This window comes from Pseudomonas sp. GW821-FHT03A09 (assembly GCF_059421065.1).
The window spans coordinates 261,871-285,382 of sequence record NZ_JBWKUX010000003.1; the positions used below are offsets into that span (position 1 = coordinate 261,871).

Below are 23,512 nucleotides of genomic sequence, written 5' to 3' on the forward strand. Positions count from 1 at the left end.
ACCCCCATCCGGGGTCAAGAGCAAACGTATTTTTTTGAGCGCTGACTTGCTTCTTCGTTATCGATCCAACCAGTGGGTAGCTACCTGAGGTAGTTTTATTTTTCTCTAACCGGTTGCGGGTTTCGGCACGCCGTACCCTGCGAAGCACATCTTCTCCAAAAAAATCTGTTAGCTGCGTCTCTGCCGTGTTGTTTTTGTTATGTCAGAGTCGTTTCGTCTTATTTTTATTAGGTTTGGCGCTTTTTATTCTTGTTATGCCATAGAGATAGCAGAAGCCGTGCCAACTTTTTTAAATCCTTTAAAATCAATGAGTTATATTTTTTGTAAGAAATGGCCTACGGCAAAGATGACAAAATATGTTCCCGTGTTACTCGATGTGTAGCTGTGCGGTAACACATTGTCATGATCACGCTACTCAAACGGCGTTACGCGCCTTGGCTACACGCGAGCCGGTGGGCCGGCCCAATACTTGGCTGATTTGTTGGCCAGCACGCATCAATGTGTCCAGGTCGATACTCGTCTCGATTCCCAGGCCGTTGAGCAGGTACAGCACATCTTCAGTGGCGACGTTACCGCTGGCGCCCTTGGCGTAAGGACAGCCGCCGAGGCCTGCGATAGAACTGTCGAACACGTTGATACCTTCCAGCAGGCTGGCGTAGATATTGGCGATGGCCTGGCCATAAGTGTCGTGGAAGTGACCTGCCAACTTGTCCCGTGGCACCTGTGCCCCGACCACTTCGAACAACCGCCGCGTAGCGCCCGCAGTGCCGGTGCCGATGGTGTCGCCCAGGGACACTTCATAGCAGCCCATGGCATGCAACTCGCGCGCGACCGCCGCGACTTGTTCCGGTGCAATTTCACCTTCGTAAGGGCAGCCCAGCACACAGGACACATACCCGCGCACGCTGATGCCATGCTGCTTGGCCGTCGTCATGATGGGCGCGAAGCGCTCCAGGCTTTCGCTGATGGAACAGTTGATGTTGCGCTGGGAAAACGCCTCGGACGCCGCCGCAAACACCGCGACTTCTTTCACCCCGGCAGCCAGCGCGTCTTCAAACCCACGCAGGTTCGGCGTCAGGGCTCCGTAGGTCACGCCGGGCTTGCGCTGGATCTGCGCAAACACTTCTGCCGACCCGGCCATTTGCGGCACCCACTTGGGGGAGACAAAACTGCCGACTTCGATGTAGCTCAAGCCCGCAGCACTGAGGGCGTCCACCAATTGAACCTTATCGGCCACGCTGATGGGTTGGGCTTCGTTCTGCAATCCGTCGCGTGGGCCGACTTCGACCAGGCGAACAGAGGAGGGGAGGGACATGGCTATTACCTTCTGATCAATGGCCAACCTGGCTCATGGTGTGCGCCAGGGCCTGGGTGCAGCGCTCTTCGGCGGTGTCCAGTTCCAGCTTCATCTGTTCGATATCCAGCAGTTGTTGCTCCAACTGCTCACGGCGCTCGGCGATCTTAGCCAGCATGCTGTTGAGCTGGATGTGATTGCCGCTGGTGGGGTCGTAGAGTTCGATCAGCTCGCGGCATTCGGCCAGCGAGAAACCGATGCGCTTGCCGCGCAAGATCAGCTTGAGGCTGACTTTGTCCCGCGCCGAGTAGATGCGCTCCTGGCCCCGGCGCTCGGGGCTCAGCAGGCCTTGTTCTTCATAGAAACGAATGGCGCGGGTGGTGATGTCGAGCTCGCGGGCGAGGTCGGAGATGCTGTAGGTCGTGCTCATGCGAGTACCCAAGAGATGGCTTGGGCGTTAGGCTAGTGGCTGGTTGACGTTAACGTCAAGGTCGACAGGTCAGGTTTGTTTGCCGTCCAGTTTCTTGTCCTGAGCCATGACCTGCTGGCACAACTCAATCATCTGCTCACGCATCCAGCGGTTTGCCGGGTCCTGGTCGGTGCTTTCATGCCAGTACAGATGGGTTTCCACGGGAGGCACGTCGTTGACCGGCAGGTTGAACCAGTGCAGCTCATGGCGGCGGGCGAAGCGTTCGGGCACGGTCATCACCATGTCGGTCTGCTGCAACACCTGGGAAGCCATCAAGTAATGCTGGGAACGCAGGGCGATCTTACGCTGGATGCCCATCTTGCCCAGGGCCAAGTCGACATGGCCCAGGCCGTTACGGCGGCTGGAGATATGGATATGGGTCAGCGACAGGTAGTCGTCCAGGGTGAATTTGTCCTTGCCCGCCAGCGGATGGCCCTTACGCATCGCGCATACATAGCGGTCTTCCATCAGCTTGACGTGGCGCACTTGTGGGTCGGTGTTCAGCGGTGCGTCCACGGCAAAGTCCAGGCGCCCGGCGGCCAATTCTTTAGTGGTCTCGCGACGTTTGGACAGGAAGCTTTCAATCGCCACCGTGGGTGCCAGGCGGCGCAAGCGCTGGAACAACAGAGGCAGAATCACCGCCTCGGTGAGGTCGGTCATGCTGATGCGATAGGTCTTGGCCGCCTGCTGCGGGTTGAAAATCCGGCTTTCCTGCACCGACACCCGTAGCAACGACAACGCATTGCGCACCGGGCCGATGATGTTCTGCGCCATGGGGGTGGGCACCATGCCTTGGGCGGTACGTACGAACAGCGGGTCGTTGAAGGTTTCGCGCAGGCGCGCCAGGGCGTTGGACACCGCCGGTTGGGTGATACCGACAATCTGCCCGGCGCGGGTCAGGTTGGCTTCGGTGTAGATCGCGTCAAAGACGATAAACAGGTTGAGGTCGACCTTGCTCAGATTCATTTCATTGCGCTCTTATTGTCAGGTGGCGATTTGTCAGGTGTCCATGCGCCGATCATATATCGGTGATGAATGTTAATACACGCCGAGAATAGGCTAGGTAAATTATCAACGCTGTTCTAGCATCGAATGCATGACCTAAACAACCTCTCAAAGAAGGGAGCTGCTCATGGATTTCGCCTATTCGCCCAAGGTTCAGGAACTGCGTGAGCGCGTCACCGCGTTCATGGACGCTTACGTCTACCCGGCCGAGCCGGTGTTTGAACGCCAGGTCAGCGAAGGTGATCGCTGGCAGCCCACCGCCATCATGGAAACGTTGAAAGCCAAGGCCAAAGCCGAAGGCCTGTGGAACCTGTTCCTGCCGGAATCCGAACTGGGCGCTGGGCTCACCAACCTTGAATACGCGCCGCTGGCCGAAATCATGGGCCGTTCCTTGCTCGGCCCGGAGCCGTTCAACTGCTCCGCTCCCGATACCGGCAACATGGAAGTGCTGGTACGCTACGCCAATGAAGAACAGAAGCAGCGTTGGCTCGAGCCGTTGTTGCGCGGTGAGATCCGCTCCGCCTTCGCCATGACCGAGCCGGACGTGGCGTCCTCGGACGCCACCAACATGGCCGCCCGTGCCGAGCGCCAGGGCGACGAATGGGTGATCAACGGTAAAAAGTGGTGGACTTCCGGCGCCTGCGACCCGCGCTGCAAGATCCTGATCTTCATGGGCCTGAGCAACCCTGATGCGCCGCGTCACCAGCAGCACTCAATGATCCTGGTGCCGGTGGACACACCTGGCGTGAAAATCGTGCGCCCACTGCCAGTATTCGGCTACGACGACGCCCCCCATGGTCACGCCGAAGTGCTGTTCGACAACGTGCGGGTGCCGTATGAAAACGTGCTGTTGGGTGAAGGTCGCGGCTTCGAAATTGCTCAGGGCCGGCTTGGCCCGGGTCGGATTCACCACTGCATGCGCTCCATCGGCATGGCCGAGCGTGCGCTGGAATTGATGTGCAAACGCTCTGTCAGTCGTACCGCGTTCGGCAAGCCGTTGGCGCGCTTGGGTGGCAACATCGACAAGATCGCCGACTCGCGCATGGAAATCGACATGGCGCGCCTGTTGACCCTGAAAGCCGCCTACATGATGGACACCGTCGGTAACAAAGTGGCGAAAAGCGAAATCGCCCAGATCAAGGTAGTGGCGCCGAATGTGGCGTTGAAGGTGATCGACCGTGCCATCCAGATTCATGGCGGCGCGGGTGTCTCCAACGACTTCCCGCTGGCCTACATGTACGCCATGCAACGCACCTTGCGCCTGGCCGACGGCCCGGATGAAGTGCACCGCGCGGCAATCGGCAAGTTCGAGATCGGCAAGTATGTGCCTCGGGAGCTGATGCGCAGCGGACAGTAAGTAAGACCGCGTCGCCTGCAATCGCGGGCAAGCCCGCTCCCACATGGGACCGCATTCCTACTGGAGGCGTGGGAGGGGGCTTGCCCCCGATGAGGCCAGTATCACTAGCACAAATCCCCCAGGGCTCAGTACACCCAGACCTCCACCCGCCGATTCTTGATCCGCCCCTCATCCGCCGTATTCGCCGCCACCGGCATCTGCGCGCCAAACCCACGGATATCGCGCAGCACCACGCCACTCTTGACCAGTTCCCGCCGCACGGCCATCGCCCGCAGCTTCGACAGTAATGCCGCTCGCTGTGGATCATTCTTCACATCACCAAACCCCACCAGCGTGACCTGCTTATCGAGTTTGTTGTGGCTTCTGATATAGGCCACCACTCGCTGCAAATCCTGGCGAGCCTTGTTGTCCAGGCTGGCGCTGCCTTCCTCGAAGCGGAAGTTCACGGTCAAGCGCTGTGCGTCCCGGACGATGGCTTGATAATCCTCGGGCATCGACGGGCGTGGCTCCACGCCTATCGCCTGCACTTGCTGGGCAATAAAACCATTGGCCGCCACGATCGCCTGGCCTTTGTTGCTCTGGGTAAAGTCCACCAGTGCCTTGGCCCAAGGGTTATGGCTCGACGGCGGCAGATAAAAGAACAGCCGGCGTGACAGCGGGTAATCCTCGGTGGCAATCAGGCTGGTCAGCGGCAACATGGGCTGCGAGTCGCCGTCGACAATCGCCACGGCTTTGGCCTGGCGCACGTAGGGCAGGCCGATAAAGCCGATACCTTGGGGATCATGGCTCACGGCATCGGACAAGGCTTCGCTGGATTCGAAACGCTTGGCACTTGAGGCCAGCGGTTTACCGCGCCGGTTCAGTACCAATTCCTTGAGCGTGTCATAGGTGCCGGATCGATCATCCCGCGCATATAAATGAATGGCGCCGCCGACTCCGCCCAGTGCTTCCCAAGTACTGACGTCACCGTTGAAGATCTGCGCCAATTGCTCGGTGTTCAAGGTAGTGAGCGGGTTGCGCGGGTTGAGGATGATGGCCAGGCCGTCGATGGCGATCACCTGTTCGGCCTCGGGACTTTTCAAATCGCCCAAGGGTTCAAGGTCCACCAATTCGCTGTCCTTGATCGGGCGCGATGAGGCGGCGAGGTCGGCATTGGCTTTTTTCAATGCGGCAAACCCGGTGCTGGAACCGTGGGCCGCCACCTCGATCGTCACCGTCTTGCCTTGGCGAGTCTTGCCGATCACGCGCTGTTCATTGGCGCCTTCACTGGGTTCGCTGTGTACGCCCTGCAAACCCTGATGTTCCATCAGGCCTTTGACCAATGCCGGCCCCAGTGCAGCGCCAATGGTGTTGGAACCCTGGATGCGCAGCGCAGGGCCTTGGTCGGGAACGGGTAGGGGGGCGGCGACAGCGAAGAGGGGCAAAAGGGTCAGCAGGAACAGAACGCGCAGCATCATGCCGGCACCTTCTTAAGCCAAAGGGAGTGCCGCGAGATTAAGTCAGGTAGGTTGCATAAATATGACCAAGGCACCGCAAGGCTAAAGGTGGGAGGGGGCTTGCCCCCGATGGCGGCTTGTCAGCTACAGATAAGCTGGCTGACCCACCCTTATCGGGGGTAAGTCGAATCGTCGCACCGCCCCTCCCACATTTTGACCCAGTACAGCCATGGATCAGCTCAATTCCAACCAGATCGGCGCATGATCCGACGGTTTTTCCAACCCGCGCAGTTCGTAATCCACGCCCGCATCCTTGACCCGCGACAGCAAGCCGTTGGACGCCAGGATCACGTCAATGCGCAGGCCACGCTTGGGCTCGTCCTCAAAGCCGCGGCTGCGGTAGTCGAACCAACTGAAGCGGTCGGTCACCTGGGGGTTCAGGTGGCGGAAGCTGTCCACCAGGCCCCAGTTCTTCAAACGCGCCATCCATTCGCGCTCTTCCGGCAGGAAGCTGCACTTGCCGGTTTTCAGCCAGCGCTTGGCGTTGTCGGCACCGATGCCGATATCGCAATCTTCCGGGGAAATATTCACGTCGCCCATCACCACCAGTGCCTGTTCATTGTTGAACTGGCTTTCCAGCAATTGCTGCAAGTCTTCATAGAAGCGCTGCTTGGCCGGGAATTTGGTGGGATGGTCGCGGCTTTCGCCCTGGGGGAAGTAGCCGTTCATGATGGTGACCGGGTTGCCGTCTTCATCGGCGAAGGTGCCCCAGATAAAACGGCGCTGGGCATCTTCTTCGTCGGTGGCAAAGCCTTTGTGTACGCTCAGGGCTTCTTTGCGCGAAAGCAGCGCAACGCCGTAGTGGCCTTTTTGCCCATGGTAGTAGACGTGATAGCCCAGGGCCTGTACTTCGGCCAGGGGGAACTGGTCATCGTGGACCTTGGTTTCCTGCAGGCCAATCACGTCGGGTTGGTGTTTCTCGATCAGTGCCGCCAGCTGATGAGGGCGCGCGCGCAGCCCGTTGATATTGAAAGACACGATTTTCATGGTCGGCAGTCCAGTCTGGCAAAAGGGCGATGCTAGCCGACAAGTCGGACGGGGGCCAGCGTGGCGGTAGGACGAATGCACTGCTAATGTCTGGGAACGACTCGCGCCGTACAAGTTCGTACCCATAAGAACGCCACCTTTCAATGGCGCCCAGGGAGATTGAACGTATGCCCGATACCATCGCCCAAATTCATATGCTCGACAGTGGTTATTCCCGCGAAGCCCGTTCGTTGTTGTACCAGGCCTATCGACATGAGCCGACCTTTGCCTACATCTTCGAAGCTGAGCGCCCGGGCTACGAGCAGCGGGTGCGGGCCACGGTACGCGAGTTGGTCAAACAGCACTTCTTCCAGAACTTGCCGGCTATCGGCCTGTTGGTGAATGACCGGTTGATCGGTATCGCCCTGATCGCGCCACCGCAACGGCGCCTGGGGATCACCGAGAGCTGGGCCTGGCAATTGCGCATGTGGCTGAGTACCGGGGTACGTGGCACGCGGCGCTACCTGGAATACCATCACGCGGTGTTGGCGTGCCTGTCGGGTGAGTCGGTGCATGTGCTGCCGCTGTTGGGCATTCATCCGCAATTCCAGGGCAAACACTACGGCGAGCAACTGCTGGAGGCGGTGCACAACTGGTGTGCCGAAGATCCGCACTCATCGGGCGTGGTGCTCGACACCGGCAACTCCCGCTACCTGGATTTCTACAAGCGCCAAGGCTATGAGGAGATCGGCGAAGTCGCCGTGGGACCGATCCTGGAGCACGTGTTTTTTCATCCCAATCCCCAGGCGTTACATGCTGCAACGGCTTAAGACAGAATTATTCAGACAAATCCGAGTTCAAAGAGTCTCCCTAGCTCGTGTAGCATCCGCGCCTATGAAGTTTCCAGGAAGATTTACCAGCGGCTTGATTCTGCTGTTCACAAGCTGCGGCGCCTTGGCGCAAAGCGAACTGGACGTGCGGATCAAACCCTCAAACGACGCGTTGAAAGCCAACATCGAAGGCTATATCGGCGGGGTAGGCGATCGTGATGAAGAAGCGTTGCTGCGGTTCAGCCGTGGCGCCGAGGAGCAGGCGCGCAAAGCGGCCCAGGCTCTGGGTTTCTATCAGCCACAGATAGCCAGTGATGTGACGGGCGGCAAGAACCCGCGCCTGGTCCTCAACATCGACCCCGGCGAACCGGTGCATTTGCGCAACGTGACCATTCGGGTCGACGGCCAGGCGGCGAGCCTCAAGGCGTTCCGCGTGCCGGCCAGTGACGACCTCAAGCCCGGCGCGGTACTCAACCACGGCCACTACGAAGACGCCAAGCGTCTGATCCAGAACCAGGCGTCGCGCTACGGCTTTTTCAGCGGGCGCTTCACCAGCCAGAAACTGTCGGTGGACCCCCAGGCGGGCGTGGCCGATATCGAACTCATTTATGACAGTGGCAGCCGCTACACCATGGGTAAGGTCAACTTCACCGGCGACACGCCGTTCGATGAAGACCTGCTGCAACGTATGGTGCCGTTCAAAAGCGGCACCCCTTACGACTCCGAACTGATCGCCGAACTCAACCAGAACCTGCAAGCGAGTGGGTTCTTCGAAGGCGTGCGCGTCGACGCCGCGCCCGCTGCCGCCACCCAGGATGTGATCCCGGTGGCCGTGCAGTTGGAAACCCGCAAACCTCGCACCATGGGACTGGGCCTGGGGTTCTCCACCGACGTCGGCCCGCGCGGCAAGGCAAATTGGACCCGCCACTGGGTCAACCCCCAAGGCCACAGCTATGGCTGGGAAGCCGAATTGTCGGCACCGCGCCAGAACGTCGGCCTCTGGTACGACGTGCCGCTTGACCCGCCGCTGACCGACAAGTTGCGCTTCGCCGGCGGCTACCAGAACGAAGAGCTGGCCGGCACCGACACCCTGAGTAAATTGCTCACCGTCGGTCCCGAATGGCACAGCAAGTTGCCCAGCGGCTGGACCCGTATCATCTCGCTCAAGTACCAGCGTGAAGAATATCGCCTGGGCAATGACTCCGGCCTCAGTAACCTGGTGATGCCGGGGATCAGTTACTCCTACCTGCGCAGCGACAACCGCATCGATCCGCACAATGGCTACCGCTTGATGTTCGACACCAAGGTCGCCAAGGAAGGGCTCGGTTCCGACACCAACCTGCTTTACGGCACGGCCACCATCAAGGGCTTGACCACGCTGTGGGATAACCACCGTTTCCTGGGCCGGGCACAGTTCGGCGGCAGCGCCACCAACGGCTACAAATCCGTGCCGCCTTCACTGCGCTTCTTTGCCGGTGGTGATCAGAGCGTGCGCGGCTACGAGTACCAGACCTTGTCGCCCGAGAATGATCGCGGTGACCGTATCGGTGGCCGCTACATGGTGGCGTTGAGTGCCGAGTATCAATATTCCATCGCCGAAAAATGGCGGATCGCGACCTTTATCGACCAGGGCAACTCGTTCAACACCCTGGAAATGCCCAGCCTGAAAACCGGTGTCGGCGTCGGTATCCGTTGGGTCTCGCCGGTGGGACCTATCCGCCTCGACCTGGCCCATGCCCTCGAAGATCCGGGCGGCATTCGTTTGCACTTTTCCATGGGGCCTGAGCTGTGATGCGTGGTTTGAAAATAGCGGGGCTGGCCGTGGTGGCTGTCCTCGCTTTAGTATTTTTGGCGTTGTGGACGGTTCTCGGCACCCAGGCGGGCAGCCGCTGGGCGCTGGGCCAGGTGCCGGGTTTGACCGTCGAGAATTTCCAGGGCCGTTTGGGTGGCCAGTGGAGTGCCGATCACCTGCTATGGCAACAGGACACCAGCCGCGTCGAGCTCGCTGCGCCGAAATTCGATTGGTCACCGGCCTGTCTGCTGCGTATGACGGTGTGCATCAACCAGCTGGATGTGGAGCAGGTTCTCCTGCAATTTCCACCCAGCACGGAAGAAAGCAGCGGGCCAATCCAATTGCCTGAGTTGAAGTTGCCCGTTGCCATTCAACTGGGTGAGGTTCGCGTTGGCAGCCTGCTGTTCAACGGCAGCGAACAACTCAAGAGCCTGCAATTGGCGGCGCACTGGACGGCGGCCGGCATGCAGATCGACTCAGTGCACCTGCAGCGTGACGATCTGGTACTGGACCTCAATGGCCTGCTGCAACCTACTGGCGACTGGCCTTTGAGCGCCACCGGCAACCTCAGCCTGCCGTACGCCCCTGGCGGTGCGCCGTGGCAAGTCGCGCTCAAGGTCGACGGCGACTTGCTCAAGACCCTCAAGCTCGACGCCGACAGCAGCGGCTACCTGCCGGCCAAGCTCAGCGGCGAGCTGCAACCCCTGGTGGAAAACCTGCCTGCGCAGCTGCATATCACCGCTGATGGCTTCAAGGCCAGTACCGAGCTGCCCGACACCCTGCAACTCAACCAACTGGACCTCACCGCCAAGGGCGATTTGCACAACGGTTACCAACTGATGGGCAAAGCCGTGTTGCCCGCGGAAAAAGGCCCGGTTGGCCTGCTGCTGCAAGGTAAGGTCGACGCCAAGGGCGCGCAGATCGCCGGCCTGGACCTGACTGCCAGTGACAAGCAAAGCCTCAAGCTCAGCGCCAACCTGGACTGGCAAAAAGGCTTCAGTGCCGACGCCAAGATCGACTGGCTCGACTTCCCGTGGCATCGCCTTTATCCATTGATCGACGAACCGCAGGTTGCCTTGCGTACCTTCAATGGTGAAGTTGCCTACAAAGACGGCAACTACCTCGGCAACCTCAAGGCCGATCTAGACGGCCCGGCCGGCAAGTTCAATGTGGTCACACCGTTTAGCGGCGATCTCAAGCAAGTCTTCCTGCCCGAATTCAAACTGACCGCCGGTCAAGGCAAGGCCGAGGGCCATGTGAATGTGCAGTTTGCCGACGGCATCGCCTGGGACACGGCCTTGGACCTCTCGGCGCTGAACCCGGCGTACTGGGTTGCCGAATTACCGGGCACCCTGGCTGGCCCCCTGCGCAGCAAGGGCGAGTTCAAAAATGAACAACTCAAGCTGAACGCCGACCTCGACCTCAAGGGCCGCCTGCGTGGGCAAACCGCCGTGCTGGCAGCCAAGGCCGAAGGCGCGGGCGAGCAATGGACCCTGGCCAACCTGGATATCCGCTTGGGCGATAACCGCATCAACGGCAGCGGCAGCCTGCAACAACGCCTGGCCGGGCAGATCGATATCAAGTTGGCGCGCCTGGCCCAGTTGTGGCCGCAGTTGCGCGGGCAGATCAATGGTCGGGTCGACGTCGCCGGTAGTCTGAAGGCGCCCCAAGGCAAGCTCGATCTCAAAGGCCAGCAATTGGCATTCGCCGACAATCACCTGCAAAGCCTGAGCCTCGACGCCACCCTCGACAACGCCCAGCGCGCCAAGCTCGACCTCAAGGGCAGCGGCATCCAGGCCGGCGAGACCCAGGTCGGCACCCTGACGGCCAGTGCTCAAGGCGATATCAAGAGCCAGAAGGTCCAGTTGGATCTGGTCGGCCCGTTGGTCAAGTTGGCCCTGGCCCTGGACGGCAATCTCGACAAGGGCAACTGGCGCGGGCGCCTGGCCAGTGGCGATGTACAAGCCGGTGGCCAGGACTGGAAGCTGCAAGCCCCGGCGAAGATCGAACGGCTGGCCGACGGCAGGCTGACGTTCGCGGCGCATTGCTGGGTGTCCGGCCCAGCCAGCCTGTGTGGTGAAGACCAGCGCCTGATGCCTGAGCCCAAGTTGCGCTACCACCTCAAACAGTTCCCCATCGACAGCCTGGCGGCCTTCTTGCCGAAAGACTTCGCCTGGCAGGGCAAGCTTAACGCCGACGTGCAACTCGACTTGCCTGCCAGCGGTCCCAAGGGTGTGGTTGCGGTCGACGCCAGCGGTGGCACCTTGCGCGTCAAGGACAAAAACCAGTGGCTGGATTTCCCCTACGACACGCTGAAGCTGGAGACCACCCTCAACCCCAAGCGTATCGACACCCAACTCAACTTCCGTGGCGGCAAGCTCGGCGAGTTGCTGTTGCAGGCGCAGATCAATCCGCTGCCGAAAAACAAGCCGCTCACCGGCAATTTCAGCCTCACCGGCCTGGACCTCGCGGTGGCGCGCCCCTTTGTGCCGATGGTGGAAAAACTCAACGGCAAGCTCAACGGCAGCGGCCGTATTTCCGGTGGTTTGCTCGCGCCGCAGGTCAACGGCAACGTGAACCTGGTGGGCGGCGAGATCTCCGGGCCTGAGTTGCCGGTAAGCCTGGAAGACTTGAATGTGCAGGCGTTGATCGCCGGTGAGAGCGTGCAGCTCAACGGCGGCTGGCGCAGCGGCAAGGCCGGGCAGGGCAGCCTCAAGGGCCATATCGGTTGGGGCCAGGCCCTGGCGGTGGACCTCAGCTTGCAAGGCTCGCAACTGCCGGTGACGGTGGAACCCTACGCCGTGCTGGAAGTGGCACCCGACCTCAAGATCAGCCTCAAGGACGACAAGCTGGCCATCGCAGGCAAGGTCCACATCCCGCGTGGCGACATCACCGTGCGCGAATTGCCGCCGTCGACGGTCAAGGTCTCGGACGATACGGTCATCGTCGGTAGCCAGACCGAGGAAGGCAAGCCGCCGATGGCAATGGCCATGGATATCGACGTGGTGGTGGGTGAAGACCAGCTCAACTTCGCCGGCTTCGGCCTCACCGCCAAAGTCCAGGGTCATGTCCATATTGGCGACAACATGGACACCCGTGGCGAGCTGTGGCTCAACGACGGTCGTTACCGCGCCTATGGCCAGAAGCTGGATGTGCGCCGGGCGCGTCTGTTGTTCGCCGGCCCGCTTGACCAGCCGTACCTGGACATCGAAGCCATTCGCAAGACGGGCGACGTCACGGCGGGTATCCGCTTGAGCGGCAGCGCCGAACAGCCCACCACGCAGATCTTCTCCGAGCCGGCCATGAGTCAGGAACAGGCGCTGTCCTACCTGGTGCTGGGTCGTCCGCTGAGCACCACTGGTGAAGATAACAACATGCTTGCCCAAGCGGCCTTGGGCCTGGGCTTGATGGGCAGTGCCGGTGTGACTTCGGACATCGCCAAGAACCTGGGTATCCAGGACTTCGAACTCGACACCCAGGGCAGTGGCAACGCCACGGCAGTGGTGGCCAGCGGCAAGATCACCGAGAAACTCAGCCTGCGTTACGGGGTAGGGGTGTTCGAGCCGGCCAACACCATTGCCTTGCGTTATCTGTTGAGCAAGAAGGTGTACCTGGAAGTGGCGAGTGGCGTGGCCAGTTCGCTGGATATCTTCTACAAACGGGATTTCTAGGCCCGTACGCTGTACAAAATCTGGGAGGGGGGCTTGCCCCCGATGGCGGTGTGTCAATCAGCTCATCTGTAGCTGAGCCACTGCTATCGGGGGCAAGCCCCCTCCCACATTAGCAAGCAAGCTAATAATTCCATTTGACATTCGCTGCCTAAGCAGTAACATCTTGTCATACATTCACTGCCTAGGCAGTAATAAGGTGACTTTCGATGGCCCACTTCACCCCTGACAGTTTTCGCAACTGTCACCTCGGTCTCCTGCTTGGCCGAGCCGCGCTGCTCAAAGACCGCATTATCGACACCCACATGGAACCCCATGGCGTGACCGCCGCGCAGTTCAAGGTGTTGATCATCATTGCCCAATTCGATGTCGATACCCCGGCCGAGCTGTGTCGCAACCTGTCCCTGGACAGCGGCTCCATGACTCGCATGCTTGATCGCTTGGAGCAGAAGGGCCTGCTGGCGCGCAAACGTTCCGAACAGGATCGGCGCCAGGTGCAACTGGTGCTCACGGACGATGGCCAGCGCCTGGCGGACATGCTGCCGTACATCGGCGCCCAGTCGATGAACGAACTGGCCGGCTCCCTGGAGCCTGGCGAGTTGCAAACCCTGGAACGAATCCTCAAGAAAATTCTGGTAGCTGCCGGTGACGCCATCGTCATCCAGCGGGTAGGTGATCAATGAACACGCGCGCACTCAGCCTGGTGCTGGTGGCGATGACCCTGGCCGGTTGCGCTAACTACAGCGGCCTCGACACCCAGGGCAAACGCCTGGACGCCAACACCTTGCAAACCGGCAAGTCGTTGAGCGGCGTCACCCTGTCGATCGCCGCATGGCCCGCCGCCGACTGGTGGAAAAGCCTCGGCGATCCCCAACTCGACGGCCTGATCCACGAGGCCCTGCAAAACAGCCCCGACATGCAAGTGGCCAGCGCCCGTGCCCACCAGGCCGAAGCCGCCGCCTTTGCCGCCGACGCTGCGCGCATGCCGACCCTGGATGCCAGCGCCGGCATCAGCCGCTCACGCCTGGCCAAGGATCAGGACCCGCGAGGGCAGGGCGATGCCTACGCCACCGTGCGTAACATCAGTGCCGGTTTCAACTACAACTTCGATCTCTGGGGTGGCCAGCGCGCCGCCTGGGAAGCTGCGTTGGGCCAGGCCCGTGCCGCCGAAGTCGACCAGCAAGCCGCACGCCTGACCCTGGCCGCCAACGTGGCCAAGGCTTACAGCGACTTGGGCCAGGCCCATATCGTGCGTGACCTGGCCAATGATGACCTCAAGCGCACCCGCCAGATGCTCGACCTGAGCAAGCGCCGCCTGAGCTCGGGCATCGACAGCGAGTACCAGTACCAGCAGACCGAAAGCCTGGAAGCCAGCTCCCAGTCGCAACTGATCGATGCGGAAAAGCAACTGCAAAGCGCCAAGATCGCCCTGGCCGTCTTGCTCGGCAAAGGTCCCGATCGTGGCAATGAGCTGACTCGTCCGAATGTGTTGAAACCCAGCGCCGTGGCCGTGCCATCGGTGTTGCCGGCCGAACTGCTGGGCCGTCGCCCGGATCTGATCGCTGCGCGCTGGCGCGTAGAGGCGGCGAGCAAAAATATCGACGCAAGCAAGACCCGCTTCTACCCCAACCTCAACCTGAGCGCGAGCGCCGGGGCCGAGTCGTTGCTGGGGGATGCGATGTTTGGTTCGGCCAGCCGCTTCTTCAGCATTGCGCCGACAATCTCATTGCCGATCTTCGATGGCGGCCGCCTGCGTGCCGACCTCGATGCCCGCGATGCCGATTACGACCTGGCGGTGGCCCAGTACAACAAAACCCTGGTGCAAGCCTTGGGTGATATTGGCAACACGCTGTCCCAGCTACGCGACACCGGTCGGCAGATCCAGGCCCAGCAACACGCCGCGGATATTGCCAAGCAGTCCTTTGATACTGGCGTGCAACGCTACAGCTCCGGGATCGGTAACTACCTGGACGTGCTCAGCATCGAGCAGCAACTGCTGCAAGCCCAGCGTCAGTTGGCGACGCTGAATGCCGCGCAAATCGATCTGTCGATTCAATTGATGCAGGCCCTGGGTGGCGGGTTCAACGCCAACAGCGTGGCCGCGACCGCCCCAGCCACACGCACGGAATAATTTGAGGTATTTGTCATGGCCACTGCCGACAGCAACAACGCAAACGAACAAGCGAACGACAGCAACCCACGCAAACGCAAGGTGATGCTGTTGCTCCTGACACTCATCGTCATCCTCGGCGCCGTGGGCGTGTGGGGCTGGTATGAGTTCTACGGCCGCTTCAGCGAAAGCACCGATGACGCTTATGTGAACGGCAACGTGGTGGAAATCACCCCATTGGTCACCGGCACCGTGGTCAGCATCGGCGCCGACGATGGCGATCTGGTCCATGAAGGCCAGGTGCTGGTCAACTTCGACCCGAACGACGCCGCCGTCGGCCTGCAAAGTGCCCAGGCCAACCTGGCCCGTACTGTGCGTCAGGTGCGTGGTTTGTACAGTAACGTCGACGGAATGAAAGCTCAGGTCAATGCGCAGAAAGCCGACGTGCAAACTGCCCAGGACAACTTTAACCGTCGTAGAACCCTGGCCCAGGGCGGGGCGATTTCCCAGGAAGAACTGTCCCACGCCCGTGACAGCCTGACCGCAGCGAAAAACGCCCTGACCAACCTTGAGCAGCAACTGAAAACCACCAACGCGTTGGTGGATGACACCGTGATTTCGTCTCATCCAGACGTGCAGGCCGCCGCCGCGCAACTGCGCCAAGCCTATCTGACCAACGCGCGCAGCACCCTGATCGCGCCGGTTACTGGCTACGTGGCCAAACGTACCGTGCAACTAGGCCAACGCGTGCAGCCGGGCACAGCGTTGATGGCCGTGATCCCCCTGGACCAGCTGTGGATCGACGCCAACTTCAAGGAAACCCAGCTGCGTAATATGCGCATCGGGCAGCCGGTGGATATCGAAGCGGACATCTACGGCAGCGACGTGAAGTTCAGCGGCACCGTCGACAGCCTCGGCGCCGGCACTGGCAGCGCGTTCGCCCTGTTGCCGGCACAGAACGCCACGGGCAACTGGATCAAGATCGTGCAACGAGTACCGGTACGCATCCACGTCAACGCCGAGGAGCTGGCCAAGAACCCGCTGCGTGTGGGCTTGAGCACCCTGGTCAATGTGGACCTGCACGACCAGAGCGGCCCGGTGCTGGCGCAACAGGCGCCGCAAAAAGCCTCGTTCACCACCAGTGTGTATGACCGCCAATTGGCCGAAGCCGACGCCATGATCACGCAGTTGATCCATGACAACAGCCTCGCCGCACCCAAGGCTGTGCAACGCTAATGAGCAATAACGCCTCCTTCACGCCACCCAGCCTGTTGATGGCCACTATTGGCCTGTCGCTGGCGACCTTTATGCAGGTGCTCGACACCACCATCGCCAACGTGGCGTTGCCGACCATTTCCGGCAACCTCGGCGTGAGTTCGGAGCAGGGTACCTGGGTCATCACCTCGTTTGCGGTGAGCAACGCGATTGCCCTGCCGCTCACCGGCTGGTTGAGCCGGCGCTTCGGCGAGGTGAAGCTGTTTTTGTGGGCGACGATCCTGTTCGTACTGGCGTCGTTTCTGTGCGGTGTGTCTACCTCGATGCCTGAGCTGATCGGCTTCCGGGTGCTGCAAGGCTTGGTGGCGGGGCCGTTGTACCCGATGACCCAGACGCTGCTGATCGCGGTGTACCCGCCGGCGAGGCGGGGCATGGCTCTGGCGCTGCTGGCGATGGTCACGGTGGTCGCGCCGATTGCCGGGCCGATCCTCGGCGGATGGATCACCGACAGCTACAGCTGGCCGTGGATCTTCTTCATTAACGTACCCATCGGCATCTTTGCGGTGATGGTGGTGCGTTCGCAGTTGAAGAAGCGCCCGGTGGTCACCAGTCATCAGCCAATGGACTACGTCGGGTTGCTGAGCCTGATTGTCGGCGTCGGCGCCTTGCAGATCATCCTCGACAAGGGCAACGACCTGGACTGGTTCGAATCCAACTTCATCATCATGGGCGCCGTGATTTCGGCAATTGCCCTGGCGGTGTTCGTGATCTGGGAAATGACCGACAAACACCCGGTGGTCAACCTGCGGCTGTTCGCCTACCGCAACTTCCGCATCGGCACCATCGTGTTGATCCTGGGTTATGCAGGCTTCTTTGGCATCAACCTGATCCTGCCGCAATGGCTACAGACCCAGATGGGCTACACCGCGACCTGGGCCGGCCTGGCGGTAGCGCCGATCGGGATTCTGCCGGTGTTGATGTCGCCGTTCGTGGGCAAGTACGCGCACAAGTTCGACCTGCGCCTGCTGGCCGGCCTGGCGTTCCTGGCGATTGGCTTGAGCTGCTTCATGCGCGCGGGTTTTACCAATGAAGTGGACTTCCAGCACATCGCCCTGGTGCAGCTGTTCATGGGCATCGGTGTAGCGCTGTTCTTCATGCCGACCTTGAGCATCCTGATGTCCGACCTGCCGCCGCATCAGATTGCCGATGGCGCCGGGCTTGCGACCTTCCTGCGTACCCTGGGCGGCAGCTTCGCGGCCTCGTTGACCACCTGGATCTGGATTCGCCGGGCGGACCAGCACCATGCGTACATGAGCGAAAACATGACCACCTACGACTCGGCGACCCGTGATGCCCTGAGTGCATTGGGTGGGGCAGGGCAGAAGGCTTACACCCAGTTGGACCAGATCCTCACCAGTCAGGCATACATGATGTCCACCGTGGATTACTTCACGTTGCTGGGGTGGATGTTCATGGGCTTGATTCTGCTGGTGTGGCTGGCCAAACCACCGTTTACCGCCAAGGCGGGGCCTGCGGCCAGCGGCCACTAGCGGATGTACTCAATCAATGTGGGAGCTGGCTTGCCTGCGATTGGATCACCTCGGTATATCTGATACACCGAGGTGTCTGCATCGCAGGCAAGCCAGCTCCCACATTTTGATTGGTGTTGAGGCTGAGGTTTAGGCTCCGGGCAATGCCAGTTGCGGGTTCACAAAATCAAACGCCGCCAGCTGAAACCCTTGCTCATCCACCTGCAGCGCCCATCCCTGCTTGTCCCAATCCCCCAGCACAATGCGCTTGGCCGCCTGATCACCAATCTGCAGCTTATGAATGGCGGGACGGTGGGTATGGCCGTGGACCAGGGTACGCACGCCAAACTGCTGCATCACGCGCGGCACTTCTTCGGGCGTGACATCAACAATGTCGTTGGCCTTCATGCGCGTCTGCGCACGGCTTTCGCTGCGCAGCTTGCGCGCCAGCTTGTGCCGGGCACTCAGGGGCAGATGACGCAGGATAAACAGCACAATCGGGTTGCGCAGAGTGCGCCGCAGCTTCATGTAGCCGACGTCGCGGGTGCAGAGGCTGTCACCGTGCATCAATAGCACCGGCTCGCCATAAAACTGCACGACACTCGGGTCCTTGAGCAAGGTGGCACCTGCTGCTTTGCAGAACGCCTTGCCGATCAGGAAATCGCGGTTGCCATGCATGATGAAAATCGGGGTGCCGCTGTCGCTCAGCTCACGCAGAGCCTCGCAGATGGAACGCTGGAAGGGGGTCATCCCATCGTCGCCAATCCAGGCTTCAAAGAAGTCCCCCAGAATGTACAACGCCTGGGCGCCACGGGCGCGGCCTTGGAGCAGATCCAGAAACGCCCGGGTAATGTCCGGGCGCTCCTCTTCCAGATGCAAATCTGAAATCAGCAATATCACCCAACGATCTCGGCTTTCTCGACGATAACGTCTTCTACCGGAACGTCCTGGTGACCGGCTTTACCGGTGGTCTGCACGCCTTTGATCTTGTCAACGACGTCCTGGCCTTCGGTCACTTTACCGAATACCGCGTAGCCCCAACCCTGCACGTTCTTGCCGCTGTGGTTCAGGAAGGCGTTGTCGGCGACGTTGATGAAGAACTGTGCGGAGGCCGAATGCGGCTCCATGGTACGGGCCATGGCGACGGTGTACTTGTCGTTGGAAAGGCCGTTGTCCGCTTCGTTCTGGATGCTTGGACGCTTGTCTTTCTTTTCTTTCATGCCAGGCTCGAAACCGCCGCCCTGGATCATGAAGTTACCGATCACACGGTGGAAAACCGTGTTTTCGTAGTGACCGGCCTTAACGTATTCGATGAAGTTGGCGACGGTGATCGGCGCTTTCTCGGCGTTCAGCTCGATGACGATGTCACCGTGGTTGGTGGTCAGTTTGACTTGAGTCATGGTCGTTTCTCTTTCAAGGAATTCGTGGGTATGGACGCCGGGAGCGCCGTGACCGGTTTGGCTAAATGACAGCCAAGGCGCGCAGTTTAGCGTGACCTGCAGGAATTTCGAGGTGGTTTTTTACCGCCGGTGCATTAATTGCAGCAGTTTTCGGCCGTACTCTGTCAGCGACTTGACAGCATCAGCTATGATAACGGCTTTGTTTTATCTGGCCCCATCCGGCCACGTACCTGTCTGTTCAAGGATCCTATGAGCAAGCCCACTGTCGACCCTACCTCGAATTCCAAGGCTGGACCTGCCGTCCCGGTCAATTTCCTGCGCCCGATCATCCAGGCGGACCTGGATTCGGGCAAGCACACGCAGATCGTCACCCGCTTCCCGCCAGAGCCCAACGGCTACCTGCACATTGGTCACGCCAAGTCGATCTGTGTGAACTTCGGCCTGGCCCAGGAGTTCGGTGGCGTCACGCACCTGCGTTTCGACGACACCAACCCGGCCAAGGAAGACCAGGAATACATCGACGCCATCGAAAGCGACGTGAAGTGGCTGGGCTTCGAATGGTCCGGTGAAGTGCGCTATGCCTCGCAATACTTCGACCAGTTGCACGACTGGGCCGTCGAGCTGATCAAGGCCGGCAAGGCCTACGTCGACGACCTGAGCCCGGAACAGGCCAAGGAATACCGTGGCACCCTGACCGAGCCAGGCAAGAACAGCCCATTCCGCGACCGTTCGGTGGAAGAGAACCTGGACTGGTTCGCCCGCATGCGCGCCGGTGAGTTCCCGGACGGTGCTCGCGTGTTGCGCGCCAAGATCGACATGGCCTCGCCGAACATGAACCTGCGCGACCCGATCATGTACCGCATCCGTCATGCCCATCACCACCAGACCGGTGACAAGTGGTGCATCTACCCGAACTACGACTTCACCCACGGTCAGTCGGATGCCATCGAAGGCATCACGCACTCCATCTGCACCCTGGAATTCGAAAGCCATCGCCCGCTGTATGAATGGTTCCTGGAGCATCTGCCGGTGCCTGCACAGCCGCGCCAGTACGAATTCAGCCGCCTGAACCTGAACTACACCATCACCAGCAAGCGCAAGCTCAAGCAACTGGTGGATGAAAAGCACGTGCACGGCTGGGATGACCCACGCATGTCCACGCTGTCGGGCTTCCGTCGTCGCGGCTACACGCCTGCGTCGATCCGCAACTTCTGCGACATGGTCGGTACCAACCGTTCCGACGGCGTGGTCGACTTCGGCATGCTCGAATTCAGCATCCGCCAGGACCTGGACGCCAACGCACCACGCGCCATGTGCGTGTTGCGTCCGTTGAAGGTCGTGATCACCAACTACCCGGAAGACCAGGTCGACAACCTCGAACTGCCGCGTCATCCGCAGAAAGAAGAACTCGGCGTGCGCAAGCTGCCGTTCGCCCGTGAAATCTACATCGACCGCGATGACTTCATGGAAGAACCGCCAAAAGGCTACAAGCGCCTGGAGCCGAACGGCGAAGTGCGCCTGCGCGGCAGCTACGTGATCCGTGCCGACGAAGCGATCAAGGACGCCGATGGCAACATCGTCGAACTGCGCTGCTCCTACGATCCGGACACCCTGGGCAAGAACCCGGAAGGTCGCAAGGTCAAGGGCGTGATCCACTGGGTACCAGCGGCTGCCAGCATCGAGTGCGAAGTGCGTCTGTACGATCGCCTGTTCCGTTCGCCGAACCCAGAAAAGGCCGAAGACAGCGCAAGTTTCCTCGACAACATCAACCCTGACTCCCTGCAAGTTCTCACAGGTTGTCGTGCCGAACCTTCGTTGGGCGACGCACAGCCGGAAGACCGTTTCCAGTTCGAGCGCGAAGGTTACTTCTGCGCGGATATCAAGGACTCGAAACCAGGTGCTCCGGTATTCAACCGTACCGTGACCTTGCGAGATTCGTGGGGCCAGTGATTAAGTCAAGGGATTCATCGTGCTAACGATCTACAACACGCTCAGCAAGACCAAAGAAGTCTTCAAGCCGCTGGACGGCAATAAGGTGCGCATGTACGTGTGCGGCATGACCGTGTACGACTACTGCCACATCGGCCACGGCCGCAGCATGGTTGCCTTCGACCTGGTGACCCGCTGGTTGCGTTTCAGCGGTTATGACTTGACGTACGTGCGCAACATCACGGACATCGACGACAAGATCATCAACCGCGCCAACGAAAATGGCGAGTCGTTCGATGCGCTGACCGAGCGCATGATCGCCGCGATGCACGAGGACGAGGCCCGCCTCAACATCCTCAAACCGGACATGGAGCCGCGTGCCACGGACCACATCCCTGGCATGCACGCGATGATCCAGACCCTGATCGACAAGGGTTACGCCTACGCCCCGGGCAATGGCGACGTGTACTACCGCGTCGCCAAGTTCATGGGCTACGGCAAGCTGTCGCGCAAGAAAATCGAAGACCTGCGCATCGGCGCACGTATCGAAGTGGATGAAGCCAAGCAAGACCCACTGGACTTCGTATTGTGGAAAGCCACCAAACCGGGCGAGCCGAGCTGGGAATCGCCATGGGGCGCGGGCCGTCCGGGCTGGCATATCGAATGCTCGGTGATGTCCACCTGCTGCCTGGGCGAGACCTTCGACATTCATGGTGGCGGCAGTGACCTCGAGTTCCCGCACCACGAAAACGAAATCGCCCAAAGTGAAGCCGCCACCGGCAAAACCTACGCCAACGCCTGGATGCACTGCGGCATGATCCGCATCAATGGCGAGAAGATGTCCAAGTCCTTGAACAACTTCTTCACCATTCGTGACGTGCTGGAAAAGTACCATCCTGAGGTTGTGCGTTACCTGCTGGTGTCCAGCCACTACCGCAGCGCCATCAACTACTCGGAAGACAACCTCAAGGACGCCAAGGGCGCCCTGGAGCGTTTCTACCATGCGTTGAAAGGCTTGCCAGTGGTTGCCCCAGCCGGCGGCGAAGCGTTCGTCGAGCGTTTCACCCAAGTCATGAACGACGACTTCGGCACCCCGGAAGCGTGTGCGGTGCTGTTCGAGATGGTGCGTGAGATCAACCGCCTGCGTGAGAGCGATCTTGATGCAGCGGCGGGTCTGGCGGCACGCTTGAAAGAACTGGCCAGCGTGCTCGGGGTTCTGCAAATGAAGCCTGAGGATTTCCTGCAAGCCGGCGCTGAAGGGCGTGTGGATGCGGCCGAGGTTGATGCGCTGATCCAGGCACGTCTGACTGCGCGTACCAATAAGGACTGGGCGGAATCCGACCGTCTCCGTGACCAACTGACCGCAATGGGTGTGGTGTTGGAAGACGGGAAGGGTGGGACGACGTGGCGGTTGGCTGATCAGGCTTGATCGGCAAACGCTGAATGAAAAACGCCCCGACTGGTTCGGGGCGTTTTTTTGCACACCGTTTTAACGGTCCACTCTATCCACTGTGGGAGCTGGCTTGCCTGCGATGACGGAGTGCCAATCACCGAAAATGCTGGCTGATGTACCGCTATTGCAGCGATGCGAGGCCCGACAAGCCAGCTCCCACATTTTTTACCGTGCCCGCTCAACACCGCAAGAGGCTGCGCGGCGTACATAATCCACCCACTCATATTCAAACACCCCATGATCACCAGCTTGCCAATGGTCTTGGCGGCGTAGCGGCGCATGTCGTCGGGCACCATTCGCAGTATCCCGACGGCTTTGCCGATGGAGCGGTTGCGACGGCCCATGGTCTGTTCCTTCAGAGATATTTTCATTTGTTTTGACGCCTGCCCAATCCTGGCTTTAGATAGTCGCCACGACCCAACCCACGACTGAAATGGCAGCGACTAAAATGGATTGTATTTTCTGCAGCATTGTCCGCAAAACCGCCCCAGCCCACATCCTGTGGGAAGACGACCAGCACATGGCCTTCCTCTCGATCTTCCCCAACACCCCGGGTTTCAGCGTGGTGATCCCCAAGCAGCATTACGGCAGCTATGCGTTTGCGCAGGCGGATGAAGTGCTGGCGGAGCTTATTGTGGCAACTAAGAAGACCGCACTGCTGATCGACCGGGCGTTTGCCGATGTGGCACGCACGGGGATGATGCTGGAAGGGTATGGGGTGGATCACCTGCACGCGAAGTTGTTTCCCATGCATGGGACGGGGTCGGACAGTGCGTTCAAGCCGCTGAGTTCGAAGGTGGACAAGTTCTTCGAGGCGTATGAAGGCTATATCTCATCCCATGATCATGTGCGGGCGGATGATGACGAGTTGGCGAAGTTGGCGGCACGAATCCGATCCTTCGCCTAGCACCAATCAACATGTGGGAGCTGGCTTGCCTGCGATGAGGGCGTGTCAGTCACCGAAGAGGTTGGCTGATCCACCGCTATCGCAGGCAAGCC

Annotated in this window: 19 protein-coding genes; 11 read left to right on the forward strand and 8 right to left on the reverse strand. The window is 60.2% G+C overall.

Annotation, left to right across the window (positions count from 1 at the left end; translation table 11 throughout):
- Positions 1–415: 415 nt before the first annotated feature.
- From AC07V4_RS06475 to AC07V4_RS06485, 3 genes are all read right to left on the reverse strand, one after another.
- Entirely contained in the window at positions 416–1,315 is a 900-nt protein-coding gene (locus tag AC07V4_RS06475; RefSeq protein ID WP_492635516.1) for a hydroxymethylglutaryl-CoA lyase, read from the reverse strand.
- A gap of 16 nt (positions 1,316–1,331) precedes the next feature.
- Complete coding sequence (locus AC07V4_RS06480; RefSeq protein WP_176998861.1) at positions 1,332–1,724, reverse strand: MerR family transcriptional regulator; 393 nt, start codon at positions 1,722–1,724, stop codon at positions 1,332–1,334.
- A 69-nt stretch (positions 1,725–1,793) separates the two neighbouring features.
- Positions 1,794–2,729 carry a LysR family transcriptional regulator gene (locus tag AC07V4_RS06485; protein ID WP_431750946.1) on the reverse strand — a complete coding sequence of 312 codons (936 nt, stop codon included), beginning with the start codon at positions 2,727–2,729 and terminating at the stop codon, positions 1,794–1,796.
- 166 nt (positions 2,730–2,895) lie between these two features.
- Between AC07V4_RS06485 and AC07V4_RS06490 the strand changes: the two genes are divergently transcribed.
- Entirely contained in the window at positions 2,896–4,125 is a 1,230-nt protein-coding gene (locus AC07V4_RS06490) for an acyl-CoA dehydrogenase (RefSeq protein ID WP_492635515.1), read from the forward strand.
- A gap of 125 nt (positions 4,126–4,250) precedes the next feature.
- Here AC07V4_RS06490 and AC07V4_RS06495 read toward each other — a convergent pair whose 3' ends face one another.
- Both AC07V4_RS06495 and xthA read right to left on the reverse strand, forming a co-directional pair.
- Positions 4,251–5,582 (reverse strand): substrate-binding domain-containing protein, encoded by a 1,332-nt coding sequence (locus tag AC07V4_RS06495; RefSeq protein ID WP_492635514.1) that lies wholly within the window; start codon positions 5,580–5,582, stop codon positions 4,251–4,253.
- Positions 5,583–5,795: 213 nt separating this feature from the next.
- On the reverse strand, positions 5,796–6,608 hold the full coding sequence (gene xthA / locus AC07V4_RS06500) for an exodeoxyribonuclease III (protein ID WP_492635513.1): 813 nt from the start codon (positions 6,606–6,608) through the stop codon (positions 5,796–5,798).
- Positions 6,609–6,775: 167 nt separating this feature from the next.
- Here xthA and AC07V4_RS06505 point away from each other — a divergent pair, with 167 nt between their 5' ends.
- The 7 genes from AC07V4_RS06505 to AC07V4_RS06535 all read left to right on the forward strand — a co-directional run bounded on the left by AC07V4_RS06505 (position 6,776) and on the right by AC07V4_RS06535 (position 17,752).
- Positions 6,776–7,417, forward strand: coding sequence for a GNAT family N-acetyltransferase (locus AC07V4_RS06505; RefSeq protein ID WP_492635512.1), 642 nt, complete (start codon positions 6,776–6,778; stop codon positions 7,415–7,417).
- 64 nt (positions 7,418–7,481) lie between these two features.
- The gene (locus AC07V4_RS06510; RefSeq protein ID WP_431749384.1) at positions 7,482–9,209 is read left to right on the forward strand and encodes an autotransporter assembly complex protein TamA; all 1,728 of its coding nucleotides are present in this window, start codon (positions 7,482–7,484) and stop codon (positions 9,207–9,209) included.
- Complete coding sequence (locus AC07V4_RS06515) at positions 9,209–12,880, forward strand: translocation/assembly module TamB domain-containing protein (RefSeq protein WP_492635511.1); 3,672 nt, start codon at positions 9,209–9,211, stop codon at positions 12,878–12,880. Before AC07V4_RS06510 ends, AC07V4_RS06515 begins: the two co-directional genes overlap by 1 nt.
- A gap of 206 nt (positions 12,881–13,086) precedes the next feature.
- Complete coding sequence (locus tag AC07V4_RS06520; RefSeq protein ID WP_431752761.1) at positions 13,087–13,560, forward strand: MarR family winged helix-turn-helix transcriptional regulator; 474 nt, start codon at positions 13,087–13,089, stop codon at positions 13,558–13,560.
- Positions 13,557–15,008 (forward strand): efflux transporter outer membrane subunit, encoded by a 1,452-nt coding sequence (locus AC07V4_RS06525; RefSeq protein WP_492635510.1) that lies wholly within the window; start codon positions 13,557–13,559, stop codon positions 15,006–15,008. Before AC07V4_RS06520 ends, AC07V4_RS06525 begins: the two co-directional genes overlap by 4 nt.
- 15 nt (positions 15,009–15,023) lie before the next feature.
- A complete protein-coding gene (locus AC07V4_RS06530; RefSeq protein ID WP_492635509.1) occupies positions 15,024–16,223 on the forward strand; it encodes an HlyD family secretion protein in 1,200 nt (399 codons plus the stop codon).
- Positions 16,223–17,752 (forward strand): DHA2 family efflux MFS transporter permease subunit, encoded by a 1,530-nt coding sequence (locus AC07V4_RS06535; protein ID WP_492635508.1) that lies wholly within the window; start codon positions 16,223–16,225, stop codon positions 17,750–17,752. Before AC07V4_RS06530 ends, AC07V4_RS06535 begins: the two co-directional genes overlap by 1 nt.
- Before the next feature lie 129 nt (positions 17,753–17,881).
- Here AC07V4_RS06535 and lpxH read toward each other — a convergent pair whose 3' ends face one another.
- Together lpxH and AC07V4_RS06545 are read right to left on the reverse strand one after the other, a co-directional pair.
- On the reverse strand, positions 17,882–18,631 hold the full coding sequence (gene lpxH, locus AC07V4_RS06540) for a UDP-2,3-diacylglucosamine diphosphatase (RefSeq protein ID WP_492635507.1): 750 nt from the start codon (positions 18,629–18,631) through the stop codon (positions 17,882–17,884).
- Entirely contained in the window at positions 18,628–19,131 is a 504-nt protein-coding gene (locus tag AC07V4_RS06545; RefSeq protein ID WP_233891269.1) for a peptidylprolyl isomerase, read from the reverse strand. Before AC07V4_RS06545 ends, lpxH begins: the two co-directional genes overlap by 4 nt.
- 249 nt (positions 19,132–19,380) lie before the next feature.
- On the opposite strand from AC07V4_RS06545, the gene AC07V4_RS06550 reads away from it, so the two are divergent.
- The gene (locus AC07V4_RS06550; RefSeq protein WP_492635506.1) at positions 19,381–21,081 is read left to right on the forward strand and encodes a glutamine--tRNA ligase/YqeY domain fusion protein; all 1,701 of its coding nucleotides are present in this window, start codon (positions 19,381–19,383) and stop codon (positions 21,079–21,081) included.
- 19 nt (positions 21,082–21,100) lie between these two features.
- Positions 21,101–22,489 (forward strand): cysteine--tRNA ligase, encoded by a 1,389-nt coding sequence (cysS, locus tag AC07V4_RS06555; protein WP_492635505.1) that lies wholly within the window; start codon positions 21,101–21,103, stop codon positions 22,487–22,489.
- Here the strand turns inward: cysS and AC07V4_RS06560 are convergent.
- A complete protein-coding gene (locus tag AC07V4_RS06560; protein WP_492635504.1) occupies positions 22,480–22,857 on the reverse strand; it encodes a hypothetical protein in 378 nt (125 codons plus the stop codon). The genes cysS and AC07V4_RS06560 overlap by 10 nt on opposite strands.
- 104 nt (positions 22,858–22,961) lie before the next feature.
- On the opposite strand from AC07V4_RS06560, the gene AC07V4_RS06565 reads away from it, so the two are divergent.
- Complete coding sequence (locus AC07V4_RS06565) at positions 22,962–23,420, forward strand: HIT family protein (RefSeq protein ID WP_492635503.1); 459 nt, start codon at positions 22,962–22,964, stop codon at positions 23,418–23,420.
- Positions 23,421–23,512 lie beyond the last annotated feature (92 nt).

What these genes read in the sequence shown, in the direction of transcription:
- AC07V4_RS06495 (WP_492635514.1), bottom strand. Translation starts at nt 5,582, where the DNA reads ATGATGCTGCGCGTTCTGTTCCTGCTGACCCTTTTGCCCCTCTTCGCT.
- xthA (WP_492635513.1), bottom strand. Translation starts at nt 6,608, where the DNA reads ATGAAAATCGTGTCTTTCAATATCAACGGGCTGCGCGCGCGCCCTCAT.
- AC07V4_RS06515 (WP_492635511.1), top strand. Translation starts at nt 9,209, where the DNA reads ATGCGTGGTTTGAAAATAGCGGGGCTGGCCGTGGTGGCTGTCCTCGCT.
- AC07V4_RS06535 (WP_492635508.1), top strand. Translation starts at nt 16,223, where the DNA reads ATGAGCAATAACGCCTCCTTCACGCCACCCAGCCTGTTGATGGCCACT.
- AC07V4_RS06520 (WP_431752761.1), top strand. Translation starts at nt 13,087, where the DNA reads ATGGCCCACTTCACCCCTGACAGTTTTCGCAACTGTCACCTCGGTCTC.
- AC07V4_RS06525 (WP_492635510.1), top strand. Translation starts at nt 13,557, where the DNA reads ATGAACACGCGCGCACTCAGCCTGGTGCTGGTGGCGATGACCCTGGCC.
- AC07V4_RS06490 (WP_492635515.1), top strand. Translation starts at nt 2,896, where the DNA reads ATGGATTTCGCCTATTCGCCCAAGGTTCAGGAACTGCGTGAGCGCGTC.
- AC07V4_RS06505 (WP_492635512.1), top strand. Translation starts at nt 6,776, where the DNA reads ATGCCCGATACCATCGCCCAAATTCATATGCTCGACAGTGGTTATTCC.
- AC07V4_RS06560 (WP_492635504.1), bottom strand. Translation starts at nt 22,857, where the DNA reads ATGGGCCGTCGCAACCGCTCCATCGGCAAAGCCGTCGGGATACTGCGA.
- AC07V4_RS06475 (WP_492635516.1), bottom strand. Translation starts at nt 1,315, where the DNA reads ATGTCCCTCCCCTCCTCTGTTCGCCTGGTCGAAGTCGGCCCACGCGAC.
- AC07V4_RS06545 (WP_233891269.1), bottom strand. Translation starts at nt 19,131, where the DNA reads ATGACTCAAGTCAAACTGACCACCAACCACGGTGACATCGTCATCGAG.
- AC07V4_RS06510 (WP_431749384.1), top strand. Translation starts at nt 7,482, where the DNA reads ATGAAGTTTCCAGGAAGATTTACCAGCGGCTTGATTCTGCTGTTCACA.
- AC07V4_RS06565 (WP_492635503.1), top strand. Translation starts at nt 22,962, where the DNA reads ATGGATTGTATTTTCTGCAGCATTGTCCGCAAAACCGCCCCAGCCCAC.
- AC07V4_RS06550 (WP_492635506.1), top strand. Translation starts at nt 19,381, where the DNA reads ATGAGCAAGCCCACTGTCGACCCTACCTCGAATTCCAAGGCTGGACCT.
- AC07V4_RS06530 (WP_492635509.1), top strand. Translation starts at nt 15,024, where the DNA reads ATGGCCACTGCCGACAGCAACAACGCAAACGAACAAGCGAACGACAGC.
- AC07V4_RS06480 (WP_176998861.1), bottom strand. Translation starts at nt 1,724, where the DNA reads ATGAGCACGACCTACAGCATCTCCGACCTCGCCCGCGAGCTCGACATC.
- AC07V4_RS06485 (WP_431750946.1), bottom strand. Translation starts at nt 2,729, where the DNA reads ATGAATCTGAGCAAGGTCGACCTCAACCTGTTTATCGTCTTTGACGCG.